The sequence below is a fragment of the Bradyrhizobium sp. LeoB3 genome (assembly GCF_055456055.1).
Map to the genome: position 1 here is coordinate 21,513 of NZ_JBVBEF010000053.1, position 18,480 is coordinate 39,992.

Consider the following 18,480-nt stretch of genomic DNA (forward strand, 5'->3'; position numbering starts at 1 on the left):
TTCCGACCCTCCTTACCAGCTCGACTTCACGAGGCCCGGGATCAGGCCCTTGGAGCCGAGCTCGCGCAGCGCGATGCGGGACAGCTTGTTCTTGCGATAGTTCGAGCGCGGACGGCCCGTGAGCTCGCAACGGTTGCGGATCCGGGTCGGCGACGAGTTGCGCGGCATTTCCGCAAGCTTCAGGGTCGCCGCGAAACGCTCTTCCATCGGCTTGGTCTTGTCGGCGATGATCGCCTTCAACCGGGCGCGGCTGGCGGCGGCGTTCTTGGCCATCCGCTTGCGCCGGTTGTTCTTCTCGACTGCACTCTTCTTTGCCATGCGTGGCTCCTTACGTTTCCGCGTTTGAGGGGCTGTTCGTCAGCGTCTCACTGCCGGAACGGGAAATTGAAAGCGGTCAACAAGGCGCGAGCCTCGTCGTCGGTCTTGGCCGTGGTACACACGGTGATGTCCATGCCCCGCGCTTCCGAGACCTTGTCGAAGTCGATCTCGGGGAAAATGATGTGCTCCTTGATGCCGAGCGAATAGTTGCCGCGGCCATCGAAGCTCTTCGGGTTCAGCCCGCGGAAGTCGCGCACGCGCGGCAGCGCGACGGTGACCAGGCGATCGATGAACTCGTACATGCGGGCCTTGCGCAGCGTGACCTTGCAGCCGATCGGCTGGTTCTCGCGCAGCTTGAAGGTCGCGATGGCAACCCGCGAATAAGTCACGATCGCCTTCTGGCCGGCGATCTGCGTCAGCTCGGCGGCAGCGGTCTCGGCCTTCTTGCGGTCGTTGACGGAATCGCCGACGCCCATGTTGAGCACGACCTTGTCCAGCCGCGGCACCTGCATCGCGTTCTCGTAGCCGAACTTCTCGGTCAGCAGGCCGCGAATGTTCCTGTCGTATTCCGTGCGCAAGCGCGGCACATAAGCGGTCTCAGCCATCGATCTCTGCTCCCGAGCTCTTGGCAATGCGAACCTTCTTGCCATCAGCCTGAATCTTGAACCCGATGCGGGTCGGCTTTCCGTCCTTGCCGACATACGCGACGTTGGAGAGGTGGACCGGCGCCTCCTTGGAGATGATGCCGCCCTCCTGGTTCTGGGTCTGCTTCTGGTGACGCTTCACCATGTTGACGCCGCGCACCAGCGCGGTGTTTTCCGCCGGACGCACCTCGAACACTTCGCCGGTGCGGCCCTTGTCGCGGCCGGTCAGCACGATGACCCTGTCACCCTTGCGGATCTTGGCAGCCATCACAGCACCTCCGGCGCAAGCGAGATGATCTTCATGTGGTTCTTGGCGCGCAGCTCGCGCGGCACCGGCCCGAAGATACGGGTGCCGACCGGCTCGGACTGGTTGTTGACCAGCACGGCGGCATTGCGGTCGAAGCGGATGACGGAGCCGTCGGGGCGGCGGATGTCCTTGCGGACCCGCACCACGACCGCCTTCATGACGTCGCCCTTCTTCACCTTGCCACGCGGAATGGCTTCCTTGATCGACACAACGATAATGTCGCCCACGGTGGCATAGCGGCGCTTGGAGCCTCCAAGCACCTTGATGCACATGACACGGCGTGCGCCTGAATTATCGGCCACGTCGAGGTTGGTCTGCATCTGAATCATTGATGCACCTCGTCCTCTTTCTGCGCTTCACTCGCGCTCAAAATTTTCCCGACATTCTCCGGCTTCGAAGCCGGATGTGCGTCAGGCCGTTTGCTTCTGCTCGCCCCGGATCACGATCCAGCGCTTCAACTTCGAGATTGGCTTGCTTTCCTCGATCCACACCGTGTCGCCCGGCTTGAACTGGTCGCTCTCGTCGTGTGCGTGATAGTTCTTCGAACGGCGGATCGTCTTCTTGTAGATCGGATGGGTGAAGCGGCGATCGACGCGCACCACCACCGTCTTGGCTTGCTTGTCGCTGACGACCACGCCCTGCAGCGTACGTTTCGGCATGTCCGGCCTCTTACTTCTTCTTCGCGCGCTGCTGCGCGGCGATGGTCTTGATACGGGCGATGTCGCGGCGCGCTTCCTTCAGCCGCGAGGTGTTCTCGAGCTGGCCGGTGGCGCGCTGGAAGCGCAGGTTGAACCGCTCCTTCTTCAGATTGAGGATCGCGTCCTCCCTCTGGTCCTCGCTCATCGCGCGGATATCCTCGACTTTCATCTGGGCCATCTCGGTTACTCCGCGATGCGCGCGACGAAGCGCGTCTTGATCGGCAGCTTGGCGGCGGCCAAGGTCAGCGCCTCGCGCGCGACCTGGTTGGTGACGCCGTCGATCTCGAACAGCACACGACCGGGCTTGACGCGGGCCACCCACAATTCCGGCGCGCCCTTGCCCGAGCCCATGCGCACTTCGGCGGGCTTCTTCGACACCGGCAAATCAGGGAACACGCGGATCCAGACGCGGCCGGCGCGCTTCATGTGGCGGGTCAGCGCGCGGCGGGCGGCCTCGATCTGGCGCGCAGTGACGCGCTCCGGCTCGAGCGCCTTCAGGCCGAACTGGCCGAAGGACAACGTCGCGCCCGAAGTCGCAACGCCGTGGATCCGGCCCTTATGCGCCTTCCGGAACTTCGTTTTCTTTGGTTGCATCATGGCGTTAAGCCCTCAAACTCTCATTTGCCGTTAGGCGGCGTCGCGGCGCGACCGCGGGCTGCTGTCGCCCTCGGCCATCCGCTTGTCCTGGGCCATCGGATCGTGCTCGAGGATCTCGCCCTTGAAGATCCAGACCTTGACGCCGCAGGTGCCGAAGGTGGTGAATGCGGTAGCAACGCCGTAGTCGACGTCGGCGCGCAGCGTGTGCAGCGGCACCCGGCCCTCGCGGTACCATTCCATGCGCGCGATTTCAGCGCCGCCGAGCCGACCCGAGCAGTTGATGCGGATGCCTTCGGCGCCGAGACGCATCGCCGACTGCACCGCGCGCTTCATGGCGCGCCGGAACGCAACGCGGCGCTCGAGCTGCTGCGCGATCGATTCAGCGACCAGCGTCGCATCGAGCTCCGGCTTGCGGATCTCGACGATGTTGATGACGACGTCGGAAGCCGTGATGTCGGCGACCTTCTTGCGCAGCTTGTCGATGTCCGCGCCCTTCTTGCCGATCACGACGCCCGGACGCGCCGAGTGGATCGTCACCCGGCACTTCTTGTGCGGGCGCTCGATCACGATCCGCGCCACCGCCGCCTGCTTGAGCTCCTTGTGCAGGACCTCGCGGATCTTGACGTCCTCGTGCAACAGCTTGCCGTATTCGGCCTTGCCGGCGAACCAACGCGAATCCCAGGTCCGGTTGATGCCGAGACGCAGCCCGATCGGATTGATCTTTTGACCCATCTTGTTCTCCCGCGCTTCTCTTAAGCGCTCGCCTCGGCCTCGACCTCACGAACCACGATCGTGAGATGCGAGAACGGTTTGTAGACACGGCCCGAACGGCCACGGCCGCGCGGGGCAAAACGCTTCATGACGAGGCCGTTGCCGACATGCGCCTCGGCGACGACGAGATCGTCGACCTCGAGGTCATGGTTGTTCTCGGCATTGGCAATCGCCGATTCCAGGCACTTCTTGACGTCGACCGCGATCCGCTTGCGCGAGAACTGCAGGTCGGCAAGTGCGGCCGATGCCTTGCGGCCACGGATCATCTGCGCCACCAGGTTGAGCTTCTGCGGGCTGACGCGCAGCATCCGGGCGACGGCCTTGGCCTCATTGTCCGCGAGGACACGTTCGCGCTTTGGTTTGCTCATTGCTTAATCCTCAAGCCCTCTTGGCTTTCTTGTCGCCAGAGTGGCCGTGGAAGGTACGGGTCGGCGAGAACTCGCCGAACTTGTGACCCACCATTTCCTCGTTCACCGAAACCGGCACGTGCTTCTGACCGTTGTAGACGCCGAAGGTCAGGCCCACGAACTGCGGCAGGATGGTCGAACGGCGACTCCAGATCTTGATGACGTCGTGACGGCCGGACGCGCGCGCAGCATCTGCCTTCTTGAGCAGCGATGCCTCGACGAACGGGCCTTTCCAGACTGAACGAACCATGTCCGGCGTTCCTTACTTCTTCCGCTTGTGGCGGCTTAGGAGAATGAATTTGTTGGTCGACTTGTTCGACCGCGTCTTCTTGCCCTTGGTCGGCTTGCCCCACGGGGTCACCGGGTGGCGGCCGCCCGAGGTGCGGCCTTCACCGCCGCCATGTGGATGGTCGATCGGGTTCATGACGACACCGCGGTTGTGCGGGCGCCAGCCGAGCCAGCGGGTACGACCGGCCTTGCCGATCGAGATGTTCATGTGATCCGGATTCGACACCGCGCCAATGGCGCCGCGGCAACGGCCGTGCACCAGGCGCTGTTCGCCCGAGTTCAGGCGGATGATGACGTAGTCTTGGTCGCGGCCGACGATCTGGGCATAGGTGCCGGCGGAGCGTGCAAGCTGTCCGCCCTTGCCGATCTTCAGCTCGATGTTGTGGACGATGGTGCCGACCGGCATGTTGCCGAGCGGCATCACATTGCCCGGCTTGACGTCGACATAGCTGCCGGCCACGACCGTGTCGCCCGCGGCGAGCCGCTGCGGCGCCAGGATGTAGGCCTGCTCGCCGTCCTGATACTTGATCAGCGCGATGAAGGCAGTGCGGTTCGGGTCGTATTCCAGCCGCTCGACGATCGCCGGCACGTCCACCTTGTCGCGGCGGAAGTCGACATTGCGATAGGCCTTCTTGTGGCCGCCGCCACGGAAGCGCACGGTGATGCGCCCGGTGTTGTTGCGGCCACCGTTCGACTGCTTGCCCTCGGTGAGCGCCTTGACCGGCTTGCCCTTGTAGAGCGCCGAACGATCGACCATCACCAGCTGGCGCTGGCCCGGCGTCGTTGGATTATAGGTTTTCAATGCCATCGTCGTTACGCCCTTATAGTCCGGTAGTCACGTCGATGCGGTGGCCCTCTTCCAGGGTCACGATCGCGCGCTTGGTGTCCGACTGCGAGCCGAAATTGCCGCGGAACACCTTGGTCTTGCCCTTGCGCACCAGCGTGTTCACGCTCTTGACCTTGACGTCGAAGAGCTTCTCGACCGCTTCCTTGATCTGCGGCTTGGTGGCCTTGGAAGCGACCTTGAACAGCACCTTGTTGTGCTCGGAGGCGAGCGTCGCCTTTTCGGTCACAACGGGCGCGACGATGACGTCGTAGTGGCGCGGATCGATATTCTTCATTTGAAGCGCGCCTCCAGCGCATCGACGGCCGCCTTGGTCAGGACCAGCTTCTGGCGCCGCAGGATGTCGTAGACGTTGATGCCCTGGATCGGCAGCACGTCGATATTCGGAATGTTGCGGGCCGCGGCCGCGAAACCGTTGTTGAGCTCGGCGCCGTCGATGATCAGCGCATTGGTCAGCCCGAGGCCGGAGAAGTGACCGACCAGCGCCTTGGTCTTGGCTTCCTTGATATCAGCGCTGTCGAGCACGACCAGGCCGCCGTCCTTGGCCTTGGCCGACAGAGCATGCTTGAGCGCCAGCGCACGCACCTTCTTCGGCAGGTCGGTCGCATGCGAGCGAACCACCGGACCGAAGGCGCGGCCGCCGCCACGGAACTGCGGCACGCGCGCCGAGCCGTGACGGGCACCGCCAGTGCCCTTCTGCTTGTACATCTTCTTGCCGGTGCGCCAGATCTCGGCGCGCCCCTTGGCCTTGTGCGTGCCCGCCTGGCGCTTGTTGAGCTGCCACTGCACGCAGCGCTGAATGATGTCCGCGCGCGGCTCGAGGCCGAAAATGGCGTCGGAAAGCTGGACCGAGCCAGCTTCCTTGCCCTCAAGGGTGGTGACTTTCAGTTCCATCTCACGCACCCTCCTGCTCGGCCGGCGCCTCGGCAGCCTGCTCGCCCGCAACCTTGAACTTGCCGGGCTTCGGAGCTTCCTTCGGCAGCGGCTTCTTGATGGCGTCGCGCACCCTGATCCAGCCGCCCTTGGAGCCGGGAACGGCGCCTTCGACCAGGATCAGGCCACGCTCGACATCGGTCTGGACGACGCGAAGGTTGAGCGTGGTGATGCGATCGACACCCATGTGGCCGGGCATCTTCTTGTTCTTCCAGGTCTTGCCGGGATCCTGACGGCCACCGGTCGAACCGATCGAACGGTGCGAGATCGACACGCCGTGGGTGGCGCGCAGACCGCCGAAATTCCAGCGCTTCATGCCGCCGGCAAAGCCCTTACCGATCGAGGTGCCGGTAACGTCGACGAACTGACCGACCACGAAATGATCAGCCTGGATCTCGGCGCCGACCGGAATCAACGCGTCCTCGGAGACGCGAAATTCCGCGACCTTGCGCTTCGGCTCGACCTTGGCGACGGCGAACTGGCCGCGCTCGGCCTTCGGCATGTACACGGTCTTGCGCGAGCCTGAGCCGAGCTGCAGTGCGACATAACCGTTCTGTTCAGTGGTGCGGTGGCCCAGCACCTGGCAGTTGCCGAGCTTCAGCACGGTCACGGGAATATGTTCGCCGGCCTCTGTAAAGACCCGCGTCATCCCGACCTTTTGTGCGATCACTCCGGAGCGCATCGGCGTGGTTCCTGTTCTCTTTCGTCCGCTCGCGCGGACTTCAATCCAAAAACTTAGAGCTTGATCTCGACGTCGACACCGGCGGCCAGATCGAGCTTCATGAGAGCATCGACGGTCTGCGGGGTCGGATCGACAATGTCGAGAAGGCGCTTGTGGGTGCGCATCTCGAACTGTTCGCGGCTCTTCTTGTCGACATGCGGCGAACGGTTGACGGTGAACTTCTCGATGCGGGTCGGCAGCGGAATGGGACCGCGAACCTGGGCACCGGTACGTTTCGCCGTGTTCACGATCTCGCGGGTCGACGTATCGAGGATACGATGGTCGAACGCCTTGAGACGGATGCGGATATTCTGGCCGTTCATTGCCGTACTTTCTTTGGTGAGTGGCGAGTAGCGAGTAGCGAATAGAAATTCCTATTCGCCACTCGCCATTCCCTGTTCGCTTCTTACTCGAGGATCGAGGCGACGACGCCGGCGCCGACGGTGCGGCCGCCTTCGCGGATCGCGAAGCGCAGCTTCTCCTCCATCGCGATCGGCACGATCAGGTGCACTTCCATCGCAATGTTGTCGCCAGGCATCACCATCTCGGTGCCCTCAGGCAGATGCACGACACCGGTCACGTCGGTGGTGCGGAAGTAGAACTGCGGGCGGTAGTTGGTGAAGAACGGGGTGTGACGGCCGCCCTCTTCCTTGGTGAGGATGTACGCCTCAGCCTTGAACTTGGTGTGCGGCTTGACCGAACCCGGCTTGCACAGCACCTGACCACGCTCCACTTCCTCACGCTTGGTACCGCGGAGCAGCGCACCGATGTTGTCGCCCGCCTGGCCCTGATCGAGCAGCTTGCGGAACATTTCGACGCCGGTGACGGTGGTCTTCTGAGTGTCGCGCAGACCGACGATCTCGATTTCGTCGCCGACCTTGACGATGCCGCGCTCGACACGGCCGGTCACCACGGTGCCGCGGCCCGAGATCGAGAACACGTCTTCGACCGGCATCAGGAACGGCTGGTCGATCGGACGCTCCGGCTGTGGAATGTACTCGTCGACATTGCGCATCAGCTCAAGAACCGCGTCATGGCCGAGCTTCTTGTCGCTGTCTTCCAGAGCGGCCAGCGCCGACCCCTTGACGATCGGGATCTTGTCGCCGGGGAAGTCGTACTTCGAGAGCAGCTCGCGCACTTCGAGCTCGACGAGCTCGAGCAGCTCCGGATCGTCGACCATATCGCACTTGTTGAGGAACACGACGAGAGCGGGAACGCCGACCTGGCGGGCGAGCAGGATGTGCTCGCGGGTCTGCGGCATCGGGCCGTCGGCAGCCGACACGACGAGGATCGCACCGTCCATCTGAGCGGCGCCGGTGATCATGTTCTTCACGTAGTCGGCGTGGCCGGGGCAGTCGACGTGGGCGTAGTGGCGGTTCTGGGTCTCGTACTCGACGTGAGCGGTCGAGATCGTGATGCCGCGCGCCTTCTCTTCCGGCGCCTTGTCGATCTGGTCGTAGGCGGTGAACGTCGCACCGCCGGTTTCCGCCAGGATCTTGGTGATCGCGGCGGTCAGCGAGGTCTTGCCATGGTCGACGTGACCGATGGTGCCGATGTTGCAGTGCGGTTTGTTACGCTCAAATTTTGCTTTGGCCATTTGACTCTCCGTTCAATCGTTAGCTGCCAACCAACGATAATCAGGCAAACTTCTTCTGGACTTCAGCCGACACGTTCGCCGGCGCTTCGGCGTAGTGATCGAACTGCATGGTGAAGGTTGCGCGACCCTGGCTCATCGAGCGCAGATTGTTCACGTAACCGAACATGTTCATAAGCGGCACCATCGCGTTGATGACGTTGGCGTTGCCGCGCATGTCTTGGCCCTGGATCTGGCCGCGCCGGGAGTTCAGGTCGCCGATGACGGAACCGGTGTAGTCTTCCGGCGTCACCACCTCGACCTTCATGATCGGCTCGAGCAGGACGGACTTGCCCATCTGCAGCGCCTCGCGGAAGCAGGCCCGCGTTGCGATTTCGAAGGCCAGAGCCGACGAGTCGACGTCGTGATACTTGCCGTCGATCAGCTGCACCTTGACGTCGACCACCGGGAAGCCGGCGACCACGCCCGAGCCCAGCACGCTCTCGAGGCCCTTCTCGACGCCGGGGATATATTCCTTCGGCACCGCACCACCCACGATCTTCGATTCGAACTCGTAGCCCTTGCCGGCCTCGTTCGGCTCGACGATCAGCGTCACGGCTGCGAACTGGCCGGTGCCGCCGGTCTGCTTCTTGTGGGTGTAGCTGTGCTCGACCCGCTTGGTCACACGCTCACGGAACGCCACCTGCGGCGCGCCGATATTGGCATCGACCTTGTAGGTGCGCTTCAGGATGTCGACCTTGATGTCGAGATGCAGTTCGCCCATGCCCTTCAGGATGGTCTGGCCGGACTCGTGGTCGGTCGTCACCCGGAACGACGGATCTTCCGCCGCGAGCTTCGCGAGCGCGACACCGAGCTTTTCCTGGTCGGCCTTCGACTTCGGCTCGATCGCGATCTCGATCACCGGATCCGGGAACTCCATCTTTTCCAGGATCACCGGGTGGTTCGGATCGCACAGCGTGTCGCCGGTGCGCGCTTCCTTGAGGCCCGCCAGCGCGACGATGTCGCCGGCATAGGCTTCCTTGATGTCCTCACGGTTGTTCGCATGCATCAACAGCATGCGCCCGATCCGCTCCTTCTTCTCGCGGGTCGAGTTGATCACGCCGGTGCCGCTCTGCAGGATGCCCGAATAGATGCGGCAGAAGGTGATGGTGCCGACAAACGGGTCGTCCATGATCTTGAACGCGAGCAGCGCCAGCGGCTCCTTGTCGTCAGCCCTGCGAACGACCTCGTTGCCCTTGTCGTCGGTGCCCTTGATCGCGGGCACGTCGAGCGGCGACGGCAGATAGTCGACGACGGCGTCGAGCAGCGGCTGCACACCCTTGTTCTTGAACGCGGAGCCACACAGCACCGGATAGAACGCACCAGTCAGTACGGCCTTGCGGATCAGCCGCTTCAGCGTCGCCTCGTCCGGCTCCTTGCCGTCGAGATAGGCAGCCATGGCGTCGTCATCGAGCTCGACGGCGGCTTCCACCATCTTCTCGCGGTATTCCTTGGCCTGGTCGGCGAGATCCGCCGGAATGTCGACATAGTCGAACTTGGCGCCAAGCGACTCGTCGTTCCAGATGACGCCCTTCATCTTCACGAGGTCGACGAGACCCTTGAAGTTGTTCTCGGCGCCGATCGGGAGCTGGATTGCGATCGGCTTGGCGCCGAGGCGGTCGACGATGTCGGACAGGCACTTGAAGAAGTCGGCACCGGTCTTGTCCATCTTGTTGGCGAAGACGATGCGCGGAACCTTGTACTTGTCACCCTGGCGCCAGACGGTTTCGGTCTGCGGCTCGACGCCCTGGTTGGAATCGAGCACGCACACAGCGCCGTCGAGCACACGCAAGCTGCGCTCAACTTCAATGGTGAAGTCGACGTGGCCGGGAGTGTCGATGATGTTCAGGCGCTTGCCGTTCCAGAACGCGGTGGTCGCAGCCGAGGTGATGGTGATGCCACGCTCCTGCTCCTGCTCCATCCAGTCCATCGTCGCGGCACCTTCGTGCACTTCGCCGATCTTGTGGCTCTTGCCGGTATAATAGAGGATGCGCTCGGTCGTCGTGGTCTTGCCGGCGTCGATATGCGCCATGATACCGAAGTTGCGATAGTCCTCGATGGCATGTTGGCGGGGCATGGGGCTGTTCCTTAAATTCCGTTGTTCGCCTTACCAGCGATAGTGCGAGAAGGCGCGGTTGGCTTCCGCCATCCGGTGCACGTCTTCACGCTTCTTGACGGCGTTCCCCCGATTGTTCGACGCATCAAGCAGCTCCGCCGAGAGCCGCTCCGTCATGGTCTTCTCGTTACGCTCACGCGCGGCCGAAATCAGCCAGCGGATGCCGAGCGCCTGCCGGCGCACCGAGCGGACTTCCACCGGCACCTGATAGGTCGCACCACCGACGCGGCGGGAACGCACCTCGATGGTCGGCATGACGTTCTCAAGCGCCTGCTCGAACACGCCGAGCGGGTTCTGCTTGGTCTTGGCCTCGATCATGGTGAGCGCGCCATAGACGATGTTCTCGGCGACCGACTTCTTGCCGGCGTACATGACCGAGTTCATGAACTTGGTGATGATGATGTTCCCGAACTTCGGGTCCGGAAGCACTTCACGCTTTTCTGCAGAGTGACGACGCGACATCTGACCTGTTCCCGCTTACTTCGGACGCTTGGCGCCGTACTTCGAACGACGCTGCTTACGGTTCTTGACGCCCTGGGTATCCAGCACGCCGCGGAGGATGTGATAGCGCACGCCCGGCAAGTCCTTGACGCGGCCGCCGCGGATCATGACCACCGAGTGCTCCTGAAGGTTATGGCCCTCACCTGGGATGTAACCGATCACCTCGAACCCATTGGTCAGACGCACCTTGGCGACCTTACGAAGCGCCGAGTTCGGCTTCTTCGGGGTCGTCGTGTAGACGCGCGTGCACACGCCGCGCTTCTGCGGCGACTGCTGCAGCGCCGGCACCTTCTTGCGCGACTTCTGCACTTCCCGTGGTTTTGCGATCAGCTGGTTGATCGTCGGCATGTCAGCCTTCACCCTTCAAGTTCGCGCGGAACCTCACTGGCTCCGCAAATTCTTCACGGGAACGAACCGCCCGTCCGGCCGCCTCACACGAAAACCGTTCGCGCAAAACGAAATCGCGCCTACCACTCATTGCTGAGCGGAAAGCGCTTGACGCCACAGAGGACCGCGATCACGACCGATCAGCTCTCGCTGTCCGGCTGAAAACCGAGGTCATGCGTCCGAGTTCACTCTCAAGAGAACGTGCTCAAGAGAACAAAAATCGCCCTGGCATTGCCTAGCTATCATCGACAGCGTTTGAGCGGCATTCGTCGAGGTTGGTGCCCGCCTCAGTCCAGTAGGTCTGATAGGGTGTTCCGTTCCGACGCTGGCGTAGCTCACCGCCTGTCGTTAAGTTCGCGCCTTGTATAAGCGGTAGATAGTGAAGTCAAGCAAAACGACAATACGAGAAACGCCTCTGCCGCATATGGATTTGGCACTTTCGCGCGCTCAGCGCGAGTGAAAATCGCAAAGTCTGCTGCCCCACTTTCCGAGCGAGTCGGCCGACTATTTTATCCGGACATAAATAGCCTGAAGCAGCTCTTAGGCGGCTCTCAACCAAAGATTCGCGCAAAATAAGCCTTGTTTGCCATTTCGGGCGCAAAGAACGCGCTTAGCCCCTGCCCTGTACCGCCTTGCGATCATCGGCAGCGAGTGGCCAACTCCACGGCAGCTGCCATGCTTGGCCGGCCGGCATTCGACCATCCCGGTCGATTCGCAGGATGTCTGTCCGCCAGATTTCCGCTTCGAGAAGCTGGCGGCGGCGCACCGATCGAGCGATTCGCGCGGACCGATGCAGCTTGCGATCCAACCAAGGCGCGTGCGTTGATATCCACGTCGCCCAAGGTCTGTCGCTCGCGGTGCCGCGACAAGTCAAAAAAAAGCTTCACCCCGATCGCGTTACGGTTGCGGCGAAGGTCCGCAAAGTCCGCCTCGAATCAGCGAGGAAAATGCTCCAGCAGCTTCCTTCTCGCTGCAATGACCACCGATCATCATGACCGAGAGCGCTTCGCCCGCCCCGACAAGGCCGACACAGCGCCGTTGTAGTTCGTCGGGCGGCAACGTGCTGTGCGGCTCAAGCGCCGATACGAACAGCTGGACGTATCCATCTATCAGCTCCTGGTGCACCGCGCCCATTTCCCCGCTGCCCGACAGCGCCGCACCCACCGCGTGCCATTCGCCACTCGTATCTGCGGAACAGTGGATATAGGCGGTCGCGAGGACGTCGGCAGTATCCCCCAAGTTCCGCTGAACGCTTCTTACCGCTTCACGCAGGGCATTCGCCTGCTCCCTGTCGAGCGACTTGTAGAGTTCGATCAACAACCCTGACCGCGTGCCGAAGTGCTCGTACGGGATTGGCTTGGAGACTCCGGCACGAGCGGCCAGATGTCCCAGAGTCAGTCGATCAGCCCCTTCCTCGCGGATAATGACGAGGGCCATAGCAAGCAACTGGCGCCGTCGATCCGCCTTCGAGAGCCGACGGGAAAGCGCCTTATGCGCTTTCGGTCTCAAAGAGTGCTTCACGGTCCGGATCCCCCCTTGCAATACCTACCATCAGTAACTTACTAATGGTAACTTACCGAGGTTAGGTTATGTTCGCTAGGATTGAGAGGCACCGCAATGTCGCCAGCTCCCATTCTCCTGATCGGCGGCTCCGGCATTGTCGGCCTCTGGACGGCCCGATTCCTGCGCGCCGCCCATCCCGATCAGCCGCTACTGATCGGCGGCCGCGATCTCGCTAAGGCCAAGAAAGTCGCGACCGAAATTGGCGGTGCGGAGGGTGTGGTGCTCGACCTGGCCGTTGATGGCCTTGGACTCGGTGAGCGCCCGATCAGCGCCGTCGCCGTCTTTTTTACGGACGAAAGGATCGCCGGGCTCCGTTTCGCTCAGTCGCGCGGCGTGCCGCACATCAGCATTTCTCCAGGCATTATTGAGATGGGCCCCGAAGTAGCGGCCTACATCCGCGACCCGGACGCCGCGCCGGTCGTTCTGGGCACGGAATGGCTCGTCGGCGCCACGACGGTCCCCACGCTCGAATTCGCCAAGGCGTTCGGTCGGGTCCACGACATAGCTATCGGCGCGCTGCTCGATGAGCAGGATGCCTTCGGTCCGGCGGCAGCCGCCGACCTGGAGCGCCAAACCAAGACCATGCCGGCGGCGCTTGCTCGTCGGGACGGCGCCTACCTCTGGCGCGTTGGCGACGATGCCAAGGCCAAGTTCCGCGCCGTCGACGGCACCCTGATGGAGGCCTCCGCACTCTCCCCCTGTGACGTTGTCGGCCTTGCGACCGCGACCGGCGCGCCAAACGTTCAATTCAGTCTCGCGATTGGAGTGAGCTCCACTCGCCGCCGCGGAGAGCCGATGTCGACCGAGATCGTCATCGAACTTGCCGGTGAGGATCAAGCGGGCCGACCGCTCCGCACCCGTCATGCGATTGTCCATCCTGAGGGACAGATGCCACTGACGGGACTAGGCGTCGCCATGGTTCTCGAACGACTCGTCGGACTCGACGGCAATCCGGCAACTCCCCCTGGCCTCTACTTTCCCTATCAGCTCCTCGAGCCCGCAGCCTATTTTGCCCGTCTCGAAAAGATCGGCGGAATGGTCATGACACTGGATGTGTTCTGACGAGTAACGATTCCGTCCTGCCAAGAAGGCTTGCAACGCCCGGTCAATGGCCAAGGCCCTCAACTTCCGCCTGGTGTCGACGGACCCCAGCCTTTGCTGGCGCGCGCAGCGCGGCGCCCGCTTCCTTTTCCGGCTTGCTCGCGGTGCCCTGCGGCGCCTTGGCGGAGGATGTCCGACGACGCTGCCGCAGGCGGTCCCGCAGACGCCGCAGAAAATGGTAGCCGAGCAGCCGGCCCGCTTCCATCCGGTAGCCCAGCGACTTCGTTCCGCTGACATCGAAGAGCAGATCGAGCATGGTGCGGCGGCCGGCCCATAGCTGGGCCATGAAACTCTCCTCGGCGGCGCAGGAATTGATTGCCTCGATCTCGGGCCGCGCGAACAACTGATTCGTCACCTTGTCGACGAGCAGATGCCCGGGCGAATATCGCGCGAACTGGGCATCGTATGCGGTCTTCCAGGTATAGGCGGTCGCGCCGCAATACATCAGCACCTGCGCGGCGGCCACCTCGCCGTTGACCTGCAGCAGGGCAACGGAGCAGGCTTGGCGGTCGGCCAGATTGTGCACCAACTGCCTGGTGAAGGCGGCATCGCGGGCAACCGATAGCACCGCCGTGCCCCGTTCGCCCTTCCAACTTGCCTTTTCCATCGTCAGGAACGTCTCGAACGCCTGGCGGACCGCGCCGGGCGACCGGTCGTTGACGACATCGACGGCGCCAAGCGCCGACAGCCTATTCCAGTCCTGACGCAGCTTTTTGCGCGTCGAGCCGCTGCGCTTCACGCCGAATTCCTTCGTCACGAAAGGTCGGCTGCTCGTTGCAACGATCAACGGCTCGATGCCACGGGCGGCCAGCCATTTTGACATGGCCGCGTAGCTCGGGCACTCCCCGTCGAACGACGTGAGGCTGAGGACATCAGGCAGCAGCGGGTCTTGTTCGATGGCGGCGAGGAATGCGGGAATGACCTGATCGGCGAAGGTCGGATCGACGACCGGGCTGGAGAGAAAAGCATAAGTGTAGGGCAGCGCTTCCGACACCTTTGGCCACAACCGCACGGCCTGCCGCACCTGTAGCGCCCAGATGCCTACGAGCCTCCGCTGCGAAGCGCCCTGCTCCCAGGCCAGCAGCACGCGTATCCTGGCAAAGTCGGTCGCTACGGCCGCCGCAAGCGCGGCCGGATTCATGAACACGTTCGACGACGCACGCCGCACCAGCTCGTCCCATTGCGGGGCGATGTCCAGCCTGGGTGAATCAATCGTTACCGAGATCATCGAAATCCGCACTCTTCGACCGCGCGCCATCGTGTTTGCGGGACATTGCTTTTCAATTAAGCGGACGCGGGACTGACTGGATTGTGAAGCACCAGTTCAGGGTTCCTTTGCGATTCTCGGCCATGCATGGAGCCTTGCGATCAGAGGCAAGACGCATGCGCTACACGGATGTTGCCATCATCGGCGGCGGGCTCGCCGGTTCGACCGCCGCGGCGATGCTCGGACGCGCGGGCATCTCGGCGTGCCTGATCGACCCGCATCTGAGCTATCCGCCTGAGCTGCGCTGCGAGAAGCTCGGCGGAGATCAACTCGAGCTGTTGCGCAGGACCGGCCTTGCCGAAGAGACGCTGCGCGCCACGACGTTGGACGGCCAGGTGTGGGAGGCGCGGTTCGGCTACGTCGTCGCCAAGAAGCCCAGCGATCAGCACGGCATCCTCTATGACACGTTGGTCAACACCATGCGCGCGCAGATTCCAGGCGATGTCGAGATCGTCCATGCCAAGGCCTACGCTGTTTCAAACGGCGCCGACCGGCAGAAGATCGTGCTGTCGAACAATGAGGAGATCTCGGCACGGCTCATCGTGCTCGCCAACGGCCTGAACACCGGCCTGCGCCACACGCTCGGCATGCAGCGCCGCATCATCAGCGCCTGCCATTCAATCACGCTTGGCTTCGATGTCATGCCGCTCGGCCGCGCGGCGTTCGATTTTCCGGCACTGACCTATTGGCCGGGCCGGCCGAGCGCGCGCATGGCCTATCTTACATTGTTCCCGATCGGCGGGACGATGCGCGCCAATCTCATGGTCTACCGCGACATGACCGACCCGTGGCTGCAGCAGTTCAGGCAGGCGCCGGAAGCCACCATGCTCGCCACGATGCCGGGGCTTGCCCGCATGACCGGCGGCTTCATGGTCTCCGGGCCGATCAGGATCAGGCCCGCCGACCTCTACGTCACCGAAGGATATCTGCAGCCCGGTATCGTGCTGGTCGGCGACGCGTTCTCGACCTCCTGCCCCGCCGCCGGCACCGGTAGCGACAAGGTCTTCACCGACGTCGAGCGGCTGTGCAACGTCCACATCCCGGCGTGGCTTTCGAGCGACGGCATGGACGTGCCGAAGATCCAGGCGTTCTACGACGATCCGGTCAAGCAGGCCTGCGAGGCACGATCGCTTGCCAAGGCCTACCACCTTCGCTCGCTGTCGATCGACCATGGCCTGACCTGGCGCGCCGGACGCTGGGGCCGCTTCGTGGTCCGCTTCGCGCAGGGCGTCCGCTACTCCACCGCCGGCGCGTTTCGCCCCGGCCGGCAAGGCCGGATCGCGACATCAAGCTGAGGGATCACTCCTCGTCGTCGTCCTCATCATCGTCTTCATCGTCGTCGGCCTGCGCAGCGGCATCGTGTGCGACGTGGCCCTGATCGTCCCAGAGCTTGCGGTAGACGCCGTTTGCGGCGAGCAGCTCGGCATGGGTGCCGCGCTCGATCGCCTTGCCGCCGGAGATCACGATGATCTCGTCCATGTCGACCACCGACGTCAGCCGGTGCGTCGACCAGATCATGGTGCGGCCGGCGGCTACCCTGAACAGCGTGCTGTTGATCGCGGCCTCCGTGGTCTGGTCGAGGGCCGAGGTCGCTTCGTCGAGCAGCAGCACGGACGGATTGCGGATAATGGCGCGCGCGATCGCGATGCGCTGGCGCTGGCCGCCTGAGAGCGTGTCGCCGCGCTCGCCGACCACGGTGTCGTATTTCTGCGGCAGGCTCATGATGAAGCGATGGATCTCGGCCTTGCGCGCGGCGTCCACGACTTCCTCATCGCTTGCCCCTTCCTTGCCGAGGCGGATGTTCTCCCGGATCGACATGTTGAACAGCATGTTCTCCTGGAACACGACCGCCATGCTTCGCCGCAGCGATTCGCGCGTCACCTTGCGGATATCGACGCCGTCGATAGTGACCCGGCCCTCGTCCGGCACGTAAAGCCGCAGGATCAGATTGAGCAGCGTGCTCTTGCCGGAGCCGGAGGGGCCGACGATCGCGATACGCTGACCAACCTTGAGCTTGAGGCTGAAATTATCCAGCACCGGCTCCTGACTGCCCTCGTACTGGAACGTCACGCGCTCAAAGGTGATGTCATTGGTGATGCGCGGCAGGTCCGGCGCGCCCGGCCGGTCGGCGCCGCGCGTGCGCTCGTCCAGGAGTTCCTGCATATGCTGCACCGCCGCCGCCGACTGGATCGATACCGGGATGAAGTGCATCAGGTGCGCGATGTTGTAGGACACCTCCCAGAATGCGCTTTCGAAGGTGACGAAGGTGCCGATGGTGATCTGGCCCTTGGTGGCGAGATAGGCGCCGATCGCGAGCACCACGAGGTGCAACAGCAGCACCGCGATGGTGACGGTGCGCTCCACCATGGTCGACAGGAACATGGCGGAAGCTGCCTTCAGCCGCACGTCGTTGTTGCGCATCGTGAACCAGCCGAGCGCGCGGCGCTGCAGGTTGAACGCCTTCACCACGGCCTGGGCCGCGACATTCTCCTGCACGGTGCCGAGCAGCGCGGCCTCGTTCAGCTTCTGCTCGTAATTGGCCTGCACCGCTTTCGGGGTCAGGATCCGCGGCCCGATCAGGGTGATCGGAAACACGAGTAGGGCGACCACGGCAAGCTGCCAGCTCAGGAACAGCATCAGGATGATGCCGGCGATCAGCTCAAGGAACGGCAAGGCGGCGCTGTTGGCGAAGCTCTTGACCGAGCCCTCGAAGGCCGAAAGGTCGATCGAGAAGCGCGACAGGATCTCGCCGCGCTTGGTGCGGGCGAAATAGGACGACGGCAGGTTCTGGACGTGGTCGAACAGTCTGGTCCGCACGTCGGAAACGATGCAGGCGGCCAGCCGCGCGTCCCAGCGCTCGTACCAGACCGCGATGATGGAGGTGATGATCCCGGCGGCGGCGAGTACGCCGAGGATCTTGTAGAGTGCCTGGAAATCCTCCTCGCCGAGCGCATCGTCGATCAGGAACTTCAGGCTGAGCGGCATGATGACGTTGAACAACGTCTCGACCACGAGGCCGAAGCTGACGAAGACCAGCATCCGCTTGTAGTTGGCCAGATACGGCTTGACGAAGCCGTAGATCGTGGCGAGCGCGCCGGCGGCTTCCTTGGCGGTGAAGACGACGAGGTCCTCGTCCTCATCATCGTCATCGAGCTCGATTTCGTTCTCGTCGTCGGCTTCGTCATCATCGTCGGGAAGCGGTGATGTCGACGAAGGCTTCCCGCCGGGCCTGGACGCAGCGGAATCGGCATTCGCCCCGAGCTTCTTTTTCAGCTCGAGTTCATCCGTCGCAACCGGATTGTGACCGTCAGATGATGGGGGCTTCGATGCCATGAACCCAACCGATACTGCACGGCCGGCATGACCGCAAATCGAGCGCGACAG

The 18,480-nt window shown here is 63.1% G+C and carries 23 protein-coding genes and 1 pseudogene; 2 read left to right on the forward strand and 22 right to left on the reverse strand.

The window, feature by feature from the left end; all coding sequences use genetic code 11:
* Positions 1 to 12: 12 nt before the first annotated feature.
* The 20 genes from rpsN to ACZXDY_RS28245 all read right to left on the reverse strand — a co-directional run bounded on the left by rpsN (position 13) and on the right by ACZXDY_RS28245 (position 12,686).
* The gene (gene rpsN / locus ACZXDY_RS28150) at positions 13 to 318 is read right to left on the reverse strand and encodes a 30S ribosomal protein S14 (RefSeq protein ID WP_028168152.1); all 306 of its coding nucleotides are present in this window, start codon (positions 316 to 318) and stop codon (positions 13 to 15) included.
* Between the two features lie 47 nt (positions 319 to 365).
* On the reverse strand, positions 366 to 923 hold the full coding sequence (gene rplE / locus ACZXDY_RS28155; RefSeq protein ID WP_028168153.1) for a 50S ribosomal protein L5: 558 nt from the start codon (positions 921 to 923) through the stop codon (positions 366 to 368).
* Positions 916 to 1,230, reverse strand: coding sequence for a 50S ribosomal protein L24 (gene rplX, locus ACZXDY_RS28160; protein ID WP_028168154.1), 315 nt, complete (start codon positions 1,228 to 1,230; stop codon positions 916 to 918). The genes rplE and rplX overlap by 8 nt, the downstream gene beginning before the upstream one ends.
* Entirely contained in the window at positions 1,230 to 1,598 is a 369-nt protein-coding gene (gene rplN, locus ACZXDY_RS28165) for a 50S ribosomal protein L14 (RefSeq protein ID WP_028168155.1), read from the reverse strand. The genes rplX and rplN overlap by 1 nt, the downstream gene beginning before the upstream one ends.
* A gap of 81 nt (positions 1,599 to 1,679) precedes the next feature.
* Positions 1,680 to 1,928, reverse strand: coding sequence for a 30S ribosomal protein S17 (gene rpsQ, locus ACZXDY_RS28170; protein WP_027583261.1), 249 nt, complete (start codon positions 1,926 to 1,928; stop codon positions 1,680 to 1,682).
* Positions 1,929 to 1,938: 10 nt separating this feature from the next.
* Entirely contained in the window at positions 1,939 to 2,145 is a 207-nt protein-coding gene (gene rpmC, locus ACZXDY_RS28175) for a 50S ribosomal protein L29 (RefSeq protein ID WP_028168156.1), read from the reverse strand.
* 5 nt (positions 2,146 to 2,150) lie between these two features.
* Positions 2,151 to 2,564, reverse strand: coding sequence for a 50S ribosomal protein L16 (gene rplP / locus ACZXDY_RS28180; protein ID WP_028168157.1), 414 nt, complete (start codon positions 2,562 to 2,564; stop codon positions 2,151 to 2,153).
* A gap of 30 nt (positions 2,565 to 2,594) precedes the next feature.
* Positions 2,595 to 3,296 carry a 30S ribosomal protein S3 gene (rpsC, locus tag ACZXDY_RS28185; protein ID WP_464347745.1) on the reverse strand — a complete coding sequence of 234 codons (702 nt, stop codon included), beginning with the start codon at positions 3,294 to 3,296 and terminating at the stop codon, positions 2,595 to 2,597.
* Positions 3,297 to 3,316: 20 nt separating this feature from the next.
* Positions 3,317 to 3,703, reverse strand: a complete 387-nt coding sequence (gene rplV, locus ACZXDY_RS28190) for a 50S ribosomal protein L22 (RefSeq protein ID WP_028168159.1) — start codon at positions 3,701 to 3,703, stop codon at positions 3,317 to 3,319.
* Positions 3,704 to 3,713: 10 nt separating this feature from the next.
* Positions 3,714 to 3,992, reverse strand: coding sequence for a 30S ribosomal protein S19 (rpsS, locus tag ACZXDY_RS28195; RefSeq protein ID WP_027583256.1), 279 nt, complete (start codon positions 3,990 to 3,992; stop codon positions 3,714 to 3,716).
* A gap of 12 nt (positions 3,993 to 4,004) precedes the next feature.
* Positions 4,005 to 4,838 (reverse strand): 50S ribosomal protein L2, encoded by an 834-nt coding sequence (gene rplB / locus ACZXDY_RS28200; RefSeq protein WP_028168160.1) that lies wholly within the window; start codon positions 4,836 to 4,838, stop codon positions 4,005 to 4,007.
* Positions 4,839 to 4,851: 13 nt separating this feature from the next.
* The gene (locus ACZXDY_RS28205; RefSeq protein ID WP_028168161.1) at positions 4,852 to 5,151 is read right to left on the reverse strand and encodes a 50S ribosomal protein L23; all 300 of its coding nucleotides are present in this window, start codon (positions 5,149 to 5,151) and stop codon (positions 4,852 to 4,854) included.
* Positions 5,148 to 5,768: a 50S ribosomal protein L4 gene (gene rplD, locus ACZXDY_RS28210; protein ID WP_028168162.1), complete on the reverse strand. Its 621-nt coding sequence runs from the start codon at positions 5,766 to 5,768 to the stop codon at positions 5,148 to 5,150. Before rplD ends, ACZXDY_RS28205 begins: the two co-directional genes overlap by 4 nt.
* 1 nt (position 5,769) lies before the next feature.
* Positions 5,770 to 6,489, reverse strand: coding sequence for a 50S ribosomal protein L3 (gene rplC, locus ACZXDY_RS28215; protein ID WP_028168163.1), 720 nt, complete (start codon positions 6,487 to 6,489; stop codon positions 5,770 to 5,772).
* A 53-nt stretch (positions 6,490 to 6,542) separates the two neighbouring features.
* Positions 6,543 to 6,851 carry a 30S ribosomal protein S10 gene (gene rpsJ / locus ACZXDY_RS28220; RefSeq protein ID WP_002712302.1) on the reverse strand — a complete coding sequence of 103 codons (309 nt, stop codon included), beginning with the start codon at positions 6,849 to 6,851 and terminating at the stop codon, positions 6,543 to 6,545.
* Positions 6,852 to 6,934: 83 nt separating this feature from the next.
* The gene (tuf, locus tag ACZXDY_RS28225) at positions 6,935 to 8,125 is read right to left on the reverse strand and encodes an elongation factor Tu (RefSeq protein ID WP_028168164.1); all 1,191 of its coding nucleotides are present in this window, start codon (positions 8,123 to 8,125) and stop codon (positions 6,935 to 6,937) included.
* A 40-nt stretch (positions 8,126 to 8,165) separates the two neighbouring features.
* Complete coding sequence (fusA, locus tag ACZXDY_RS28230; protein ID WP_464347746.1) at positions 8,166 to 10,238, reverse strand: elongation factor G; 2,073 nt, start codon at positions 10,236 to 10,238, stop codon at positions 8,166 to 8,168.
* A gap of 30 nt (positions 10,239 to 10,268) precedes the next feature.
* On the reverse strand, positions 10,269 to 10,739 hold the full coding sequence (rpsG, locus tag ACZXDY_RS28235) for a 30S ribosomal protein S7 (protein ID WP_028168166.1): 471 nt from the start codon (positions 10,737 to 10,739) through the stop codon (positions 10,269 to 10,271).
* Positions 10,740 to 10,754: 15 nt separating this feature from the next.
* Positions 10,755 to 11,126: a 30S ribosomal protein S12 gene (gene rpsL / locus ACZXDY_RS28240; protein WP_028168167.1), complete on the reverse strand. Its 372-nt coding sequence runs from the start codon at positions 11,124 to 11,126 to the stop codon at positions 10,755 to 10,757.
* 936 nt (positions 11,127 to 12,062) lie between these two features.
* The gene (locus ACZXDY_RS28245; protein ID WP_464347747.1) at positions 12,063 to 12,686 is read right to left on the reverse strand and encodes a TetR/AcrR family transcriptional regulator; all 624 of its coding nucleotides are present in this window, start codon (positions 12,684 to 12,686) and stop codon (positions 12,063 to 12,065) included.
* A gap of 96 nt (positions 12,687 to 12,782) precedes the next feature.
* Between ACZXDY_RS28245 and ACZXDY_RS28250 the strand changes: the two genes are divergently transcribed.
* A complete protein-coding gene (locus ACZXDY_RS28250) occupies positions 12,783 to 13,790 on the forward strand; it encodes an NAD(P)-dependent oxidoreductase (RefSeq protein ID WP_464347748.1) in 1,008 nt (335 codons plus the stop codon).
* Between the two features lie 43 nt (positions 13,791 to 13,833).
* Here ACZXDY_RS28250 and ACZXDY_RS28255 read toward each other — a convergent pair whose 3' ends face one another.
* Positions 13,834 to 15,057, reverse strand: a complete 1,224-nt coding sequence (locus ACZXDY_RS28255) for a GNAT family N-acetyltransferase (protein WP_464347749.1) — start codon at positions 15,055 to 15,057, stop codon at positions 13,834 to 13,836.
* A gap of 155 nt (positions 15,058 to 15,212) precedes the next feature.
* Between ACZXDY_RS28255 and ACZXDY_RS28260 the strand changes: the two are divergent.
* A pseudogene (locus tag ACZXDY_RS28260) lies at positions 15,213 to 16,474 on the forward strand (FAD-dependent oxidoreductase).
* Here ACZXDY_RS28260 and ACZXDY_RS28265 read toward each other — a convergent pair.
* Positions 16,396 to 18,429 carry an ABC transporter ATP-binding protein gene (locus tag ACZXDY_RS28265; protein WP_464347750.1) on the reverse strand — a complete coding sequence of 678 codons (2,034 nt, stop codon included), beginning with the start codon at positions 18,427 to 18,429 and terminating at the stop codon, positions 16,396 to 16,398. The pseudogene ACZXDY_RS28260 and the gene ACZXDY_RS28265 sit on opposite strands and share 79 nt — an antisense overlap.
* Positions 18,430 to 18,480: the final 51 nt, after the last annotated feature.

Bases quoted from the DNA above. Each gene is read 5' to 3' on its own strand.
- rpsN (WP_028168152.1), bottom strand. From the start codon at position 318: ATGGCAAAGAAGAGTGCAGTCGAGAAGAACAACCGGCGCAAGCGGATG.
- rplE (WP_028168153.1), bottom strand. From the start codon at position 923: ATGGCTGAGACCGCTTATGTGCCGCGCTTGCGCACGGAATACGACAGG.
- rplX (WP_028168154.1), bottom strand. From the start codon at position 1,230: ATGGCTGCCAAGATCCGCAAGGGTGACAGGGTCATCGTGCTGACCGGC.
- rplN (WP_028168155.1), bottom strand. From the start codon at position 1,598: ATGATTCAGATGCAGACCAACCTCGACGTGGCCGATAATTCAGGCGCA.
- rpsQ (WP_027583261.1), bottom strand. From the start codon at position 1,928: ATGCCGAAACGTACGCTGCAGGGCGTGGTCGTCAGCGACAAGCAAGCC.
- rpmC (WP_028168156.1), bottom strand. From the start codon at position 2,145: ATGGCCCAGATGAAAGTCGAGGATATCCGCGCGATGAGCGAGGACCAG.
- rplP (WP_028168157.1), bottom strand. From the start codon at position 2,564: ATGATGCAACCAAAGAAAACGAAGTTCCGGAAGGCGCATAAGGGCCGG.
- rpsC (WP_464347745.1), bottom strand. From the start codon at position 3,296: ATGGGTCAAAAGATCAATCCGATCGGGCTGCGTCTCGGCATCAACCGG.
- rplV (WP_028168159.1), bottom strand. From the start codon at position 3,703: ATGAGCAAACCAAAGCGCGAACGTGTCCTCGCGGACAATGAGGCCAAG.
- rpsS (WP_027583256.1), bottom strand. From the start codon at position 3,992: ATGGTTCGTTCAGTCTGGAAAGGCCCGTTCGTCGAGGCATCGCTGCTC.
- rplB (WP_028168160.1), bottom strand. From the start codon at position 4,838: ATGGCATTGAAAACCTATAATCCAACGACGCCGGGCCAGCGCCAGCTG.
- ACZXDY_RS28205 (WP_028168161.1), bottom strand. From the start codon at position 5,151: ATGAAGAATATCGATCCGCGCCACTACGACGTCATCGTCGCGCCCGTT.
- rplD (WP_028168162.1), bottom strand. From the start codon at position 5,768: ATGGAACTGAAAGTCACCACCCTTGAGGGCAAGGAAGCTGGCTCGGTC.
- rplC (WP_028168163.1), bottom strand. From the start codon at position 6,489: ATGCGCTCCGGAGTGATCGCACAAAAGGTCGGGATGACGCGGGTCTTT.
- rpsJ (WP_002712302.1), bottom strand. From the start codon at position 6,851: ATGAACGGCCAGAATATCCGCATCCGTCTCAAGGCGTTCGACCATCGT.
- tuf (WP_028168164.1), bottom strand. From the start codon at position 8,125: ATGGCCAAAGCAAAATTTGAGCGTAACAAACCGCACTGCAACATCGGC.
- fusA (WP_464347746.1), bottom strand. From the start codon at position 10,238: ATGCCCCGCCAACATGCCATCGAGGACTATCGCAACTTCGGTATCATG.
- rpsG (WP_028168166.1), bottom strand. From the start codon at position 10,739: ATGTCGCGTCGTCACTCTGCAGAAAAGCGTGAAGTGCTTCCGGACCCG.
- rpsL (WP_028168167.1), bottom strand. From the start codon at position 11,126: ATGCCGACGATCAACCAGCTGATCGCAAAACCACGGGAAGTGCAGAAG.
- ACZXDY_RS28250 (WP_464347748.1), top strand. From the start codon at position 12,783: ATGTCGCCAGCTCCCATTCTCCTGATCGGCGGCTCCGGCATTGTCGGC.
- ACZXDY_RS28255 (WP_464347749.1), bottom strand. From the start codon at position 15,057: ATGATCTCGGTAACGATTGATTCACCCAGGCTGGACATCGCCCCGCAA.
- ACZXDY_RS28265 (WP_464347750.1), bottom strand. From the start codon at position 18,429: ATGGCATCGAAGCCCCCATCATCTGACGGTCACAATCCGGTTGCGACG.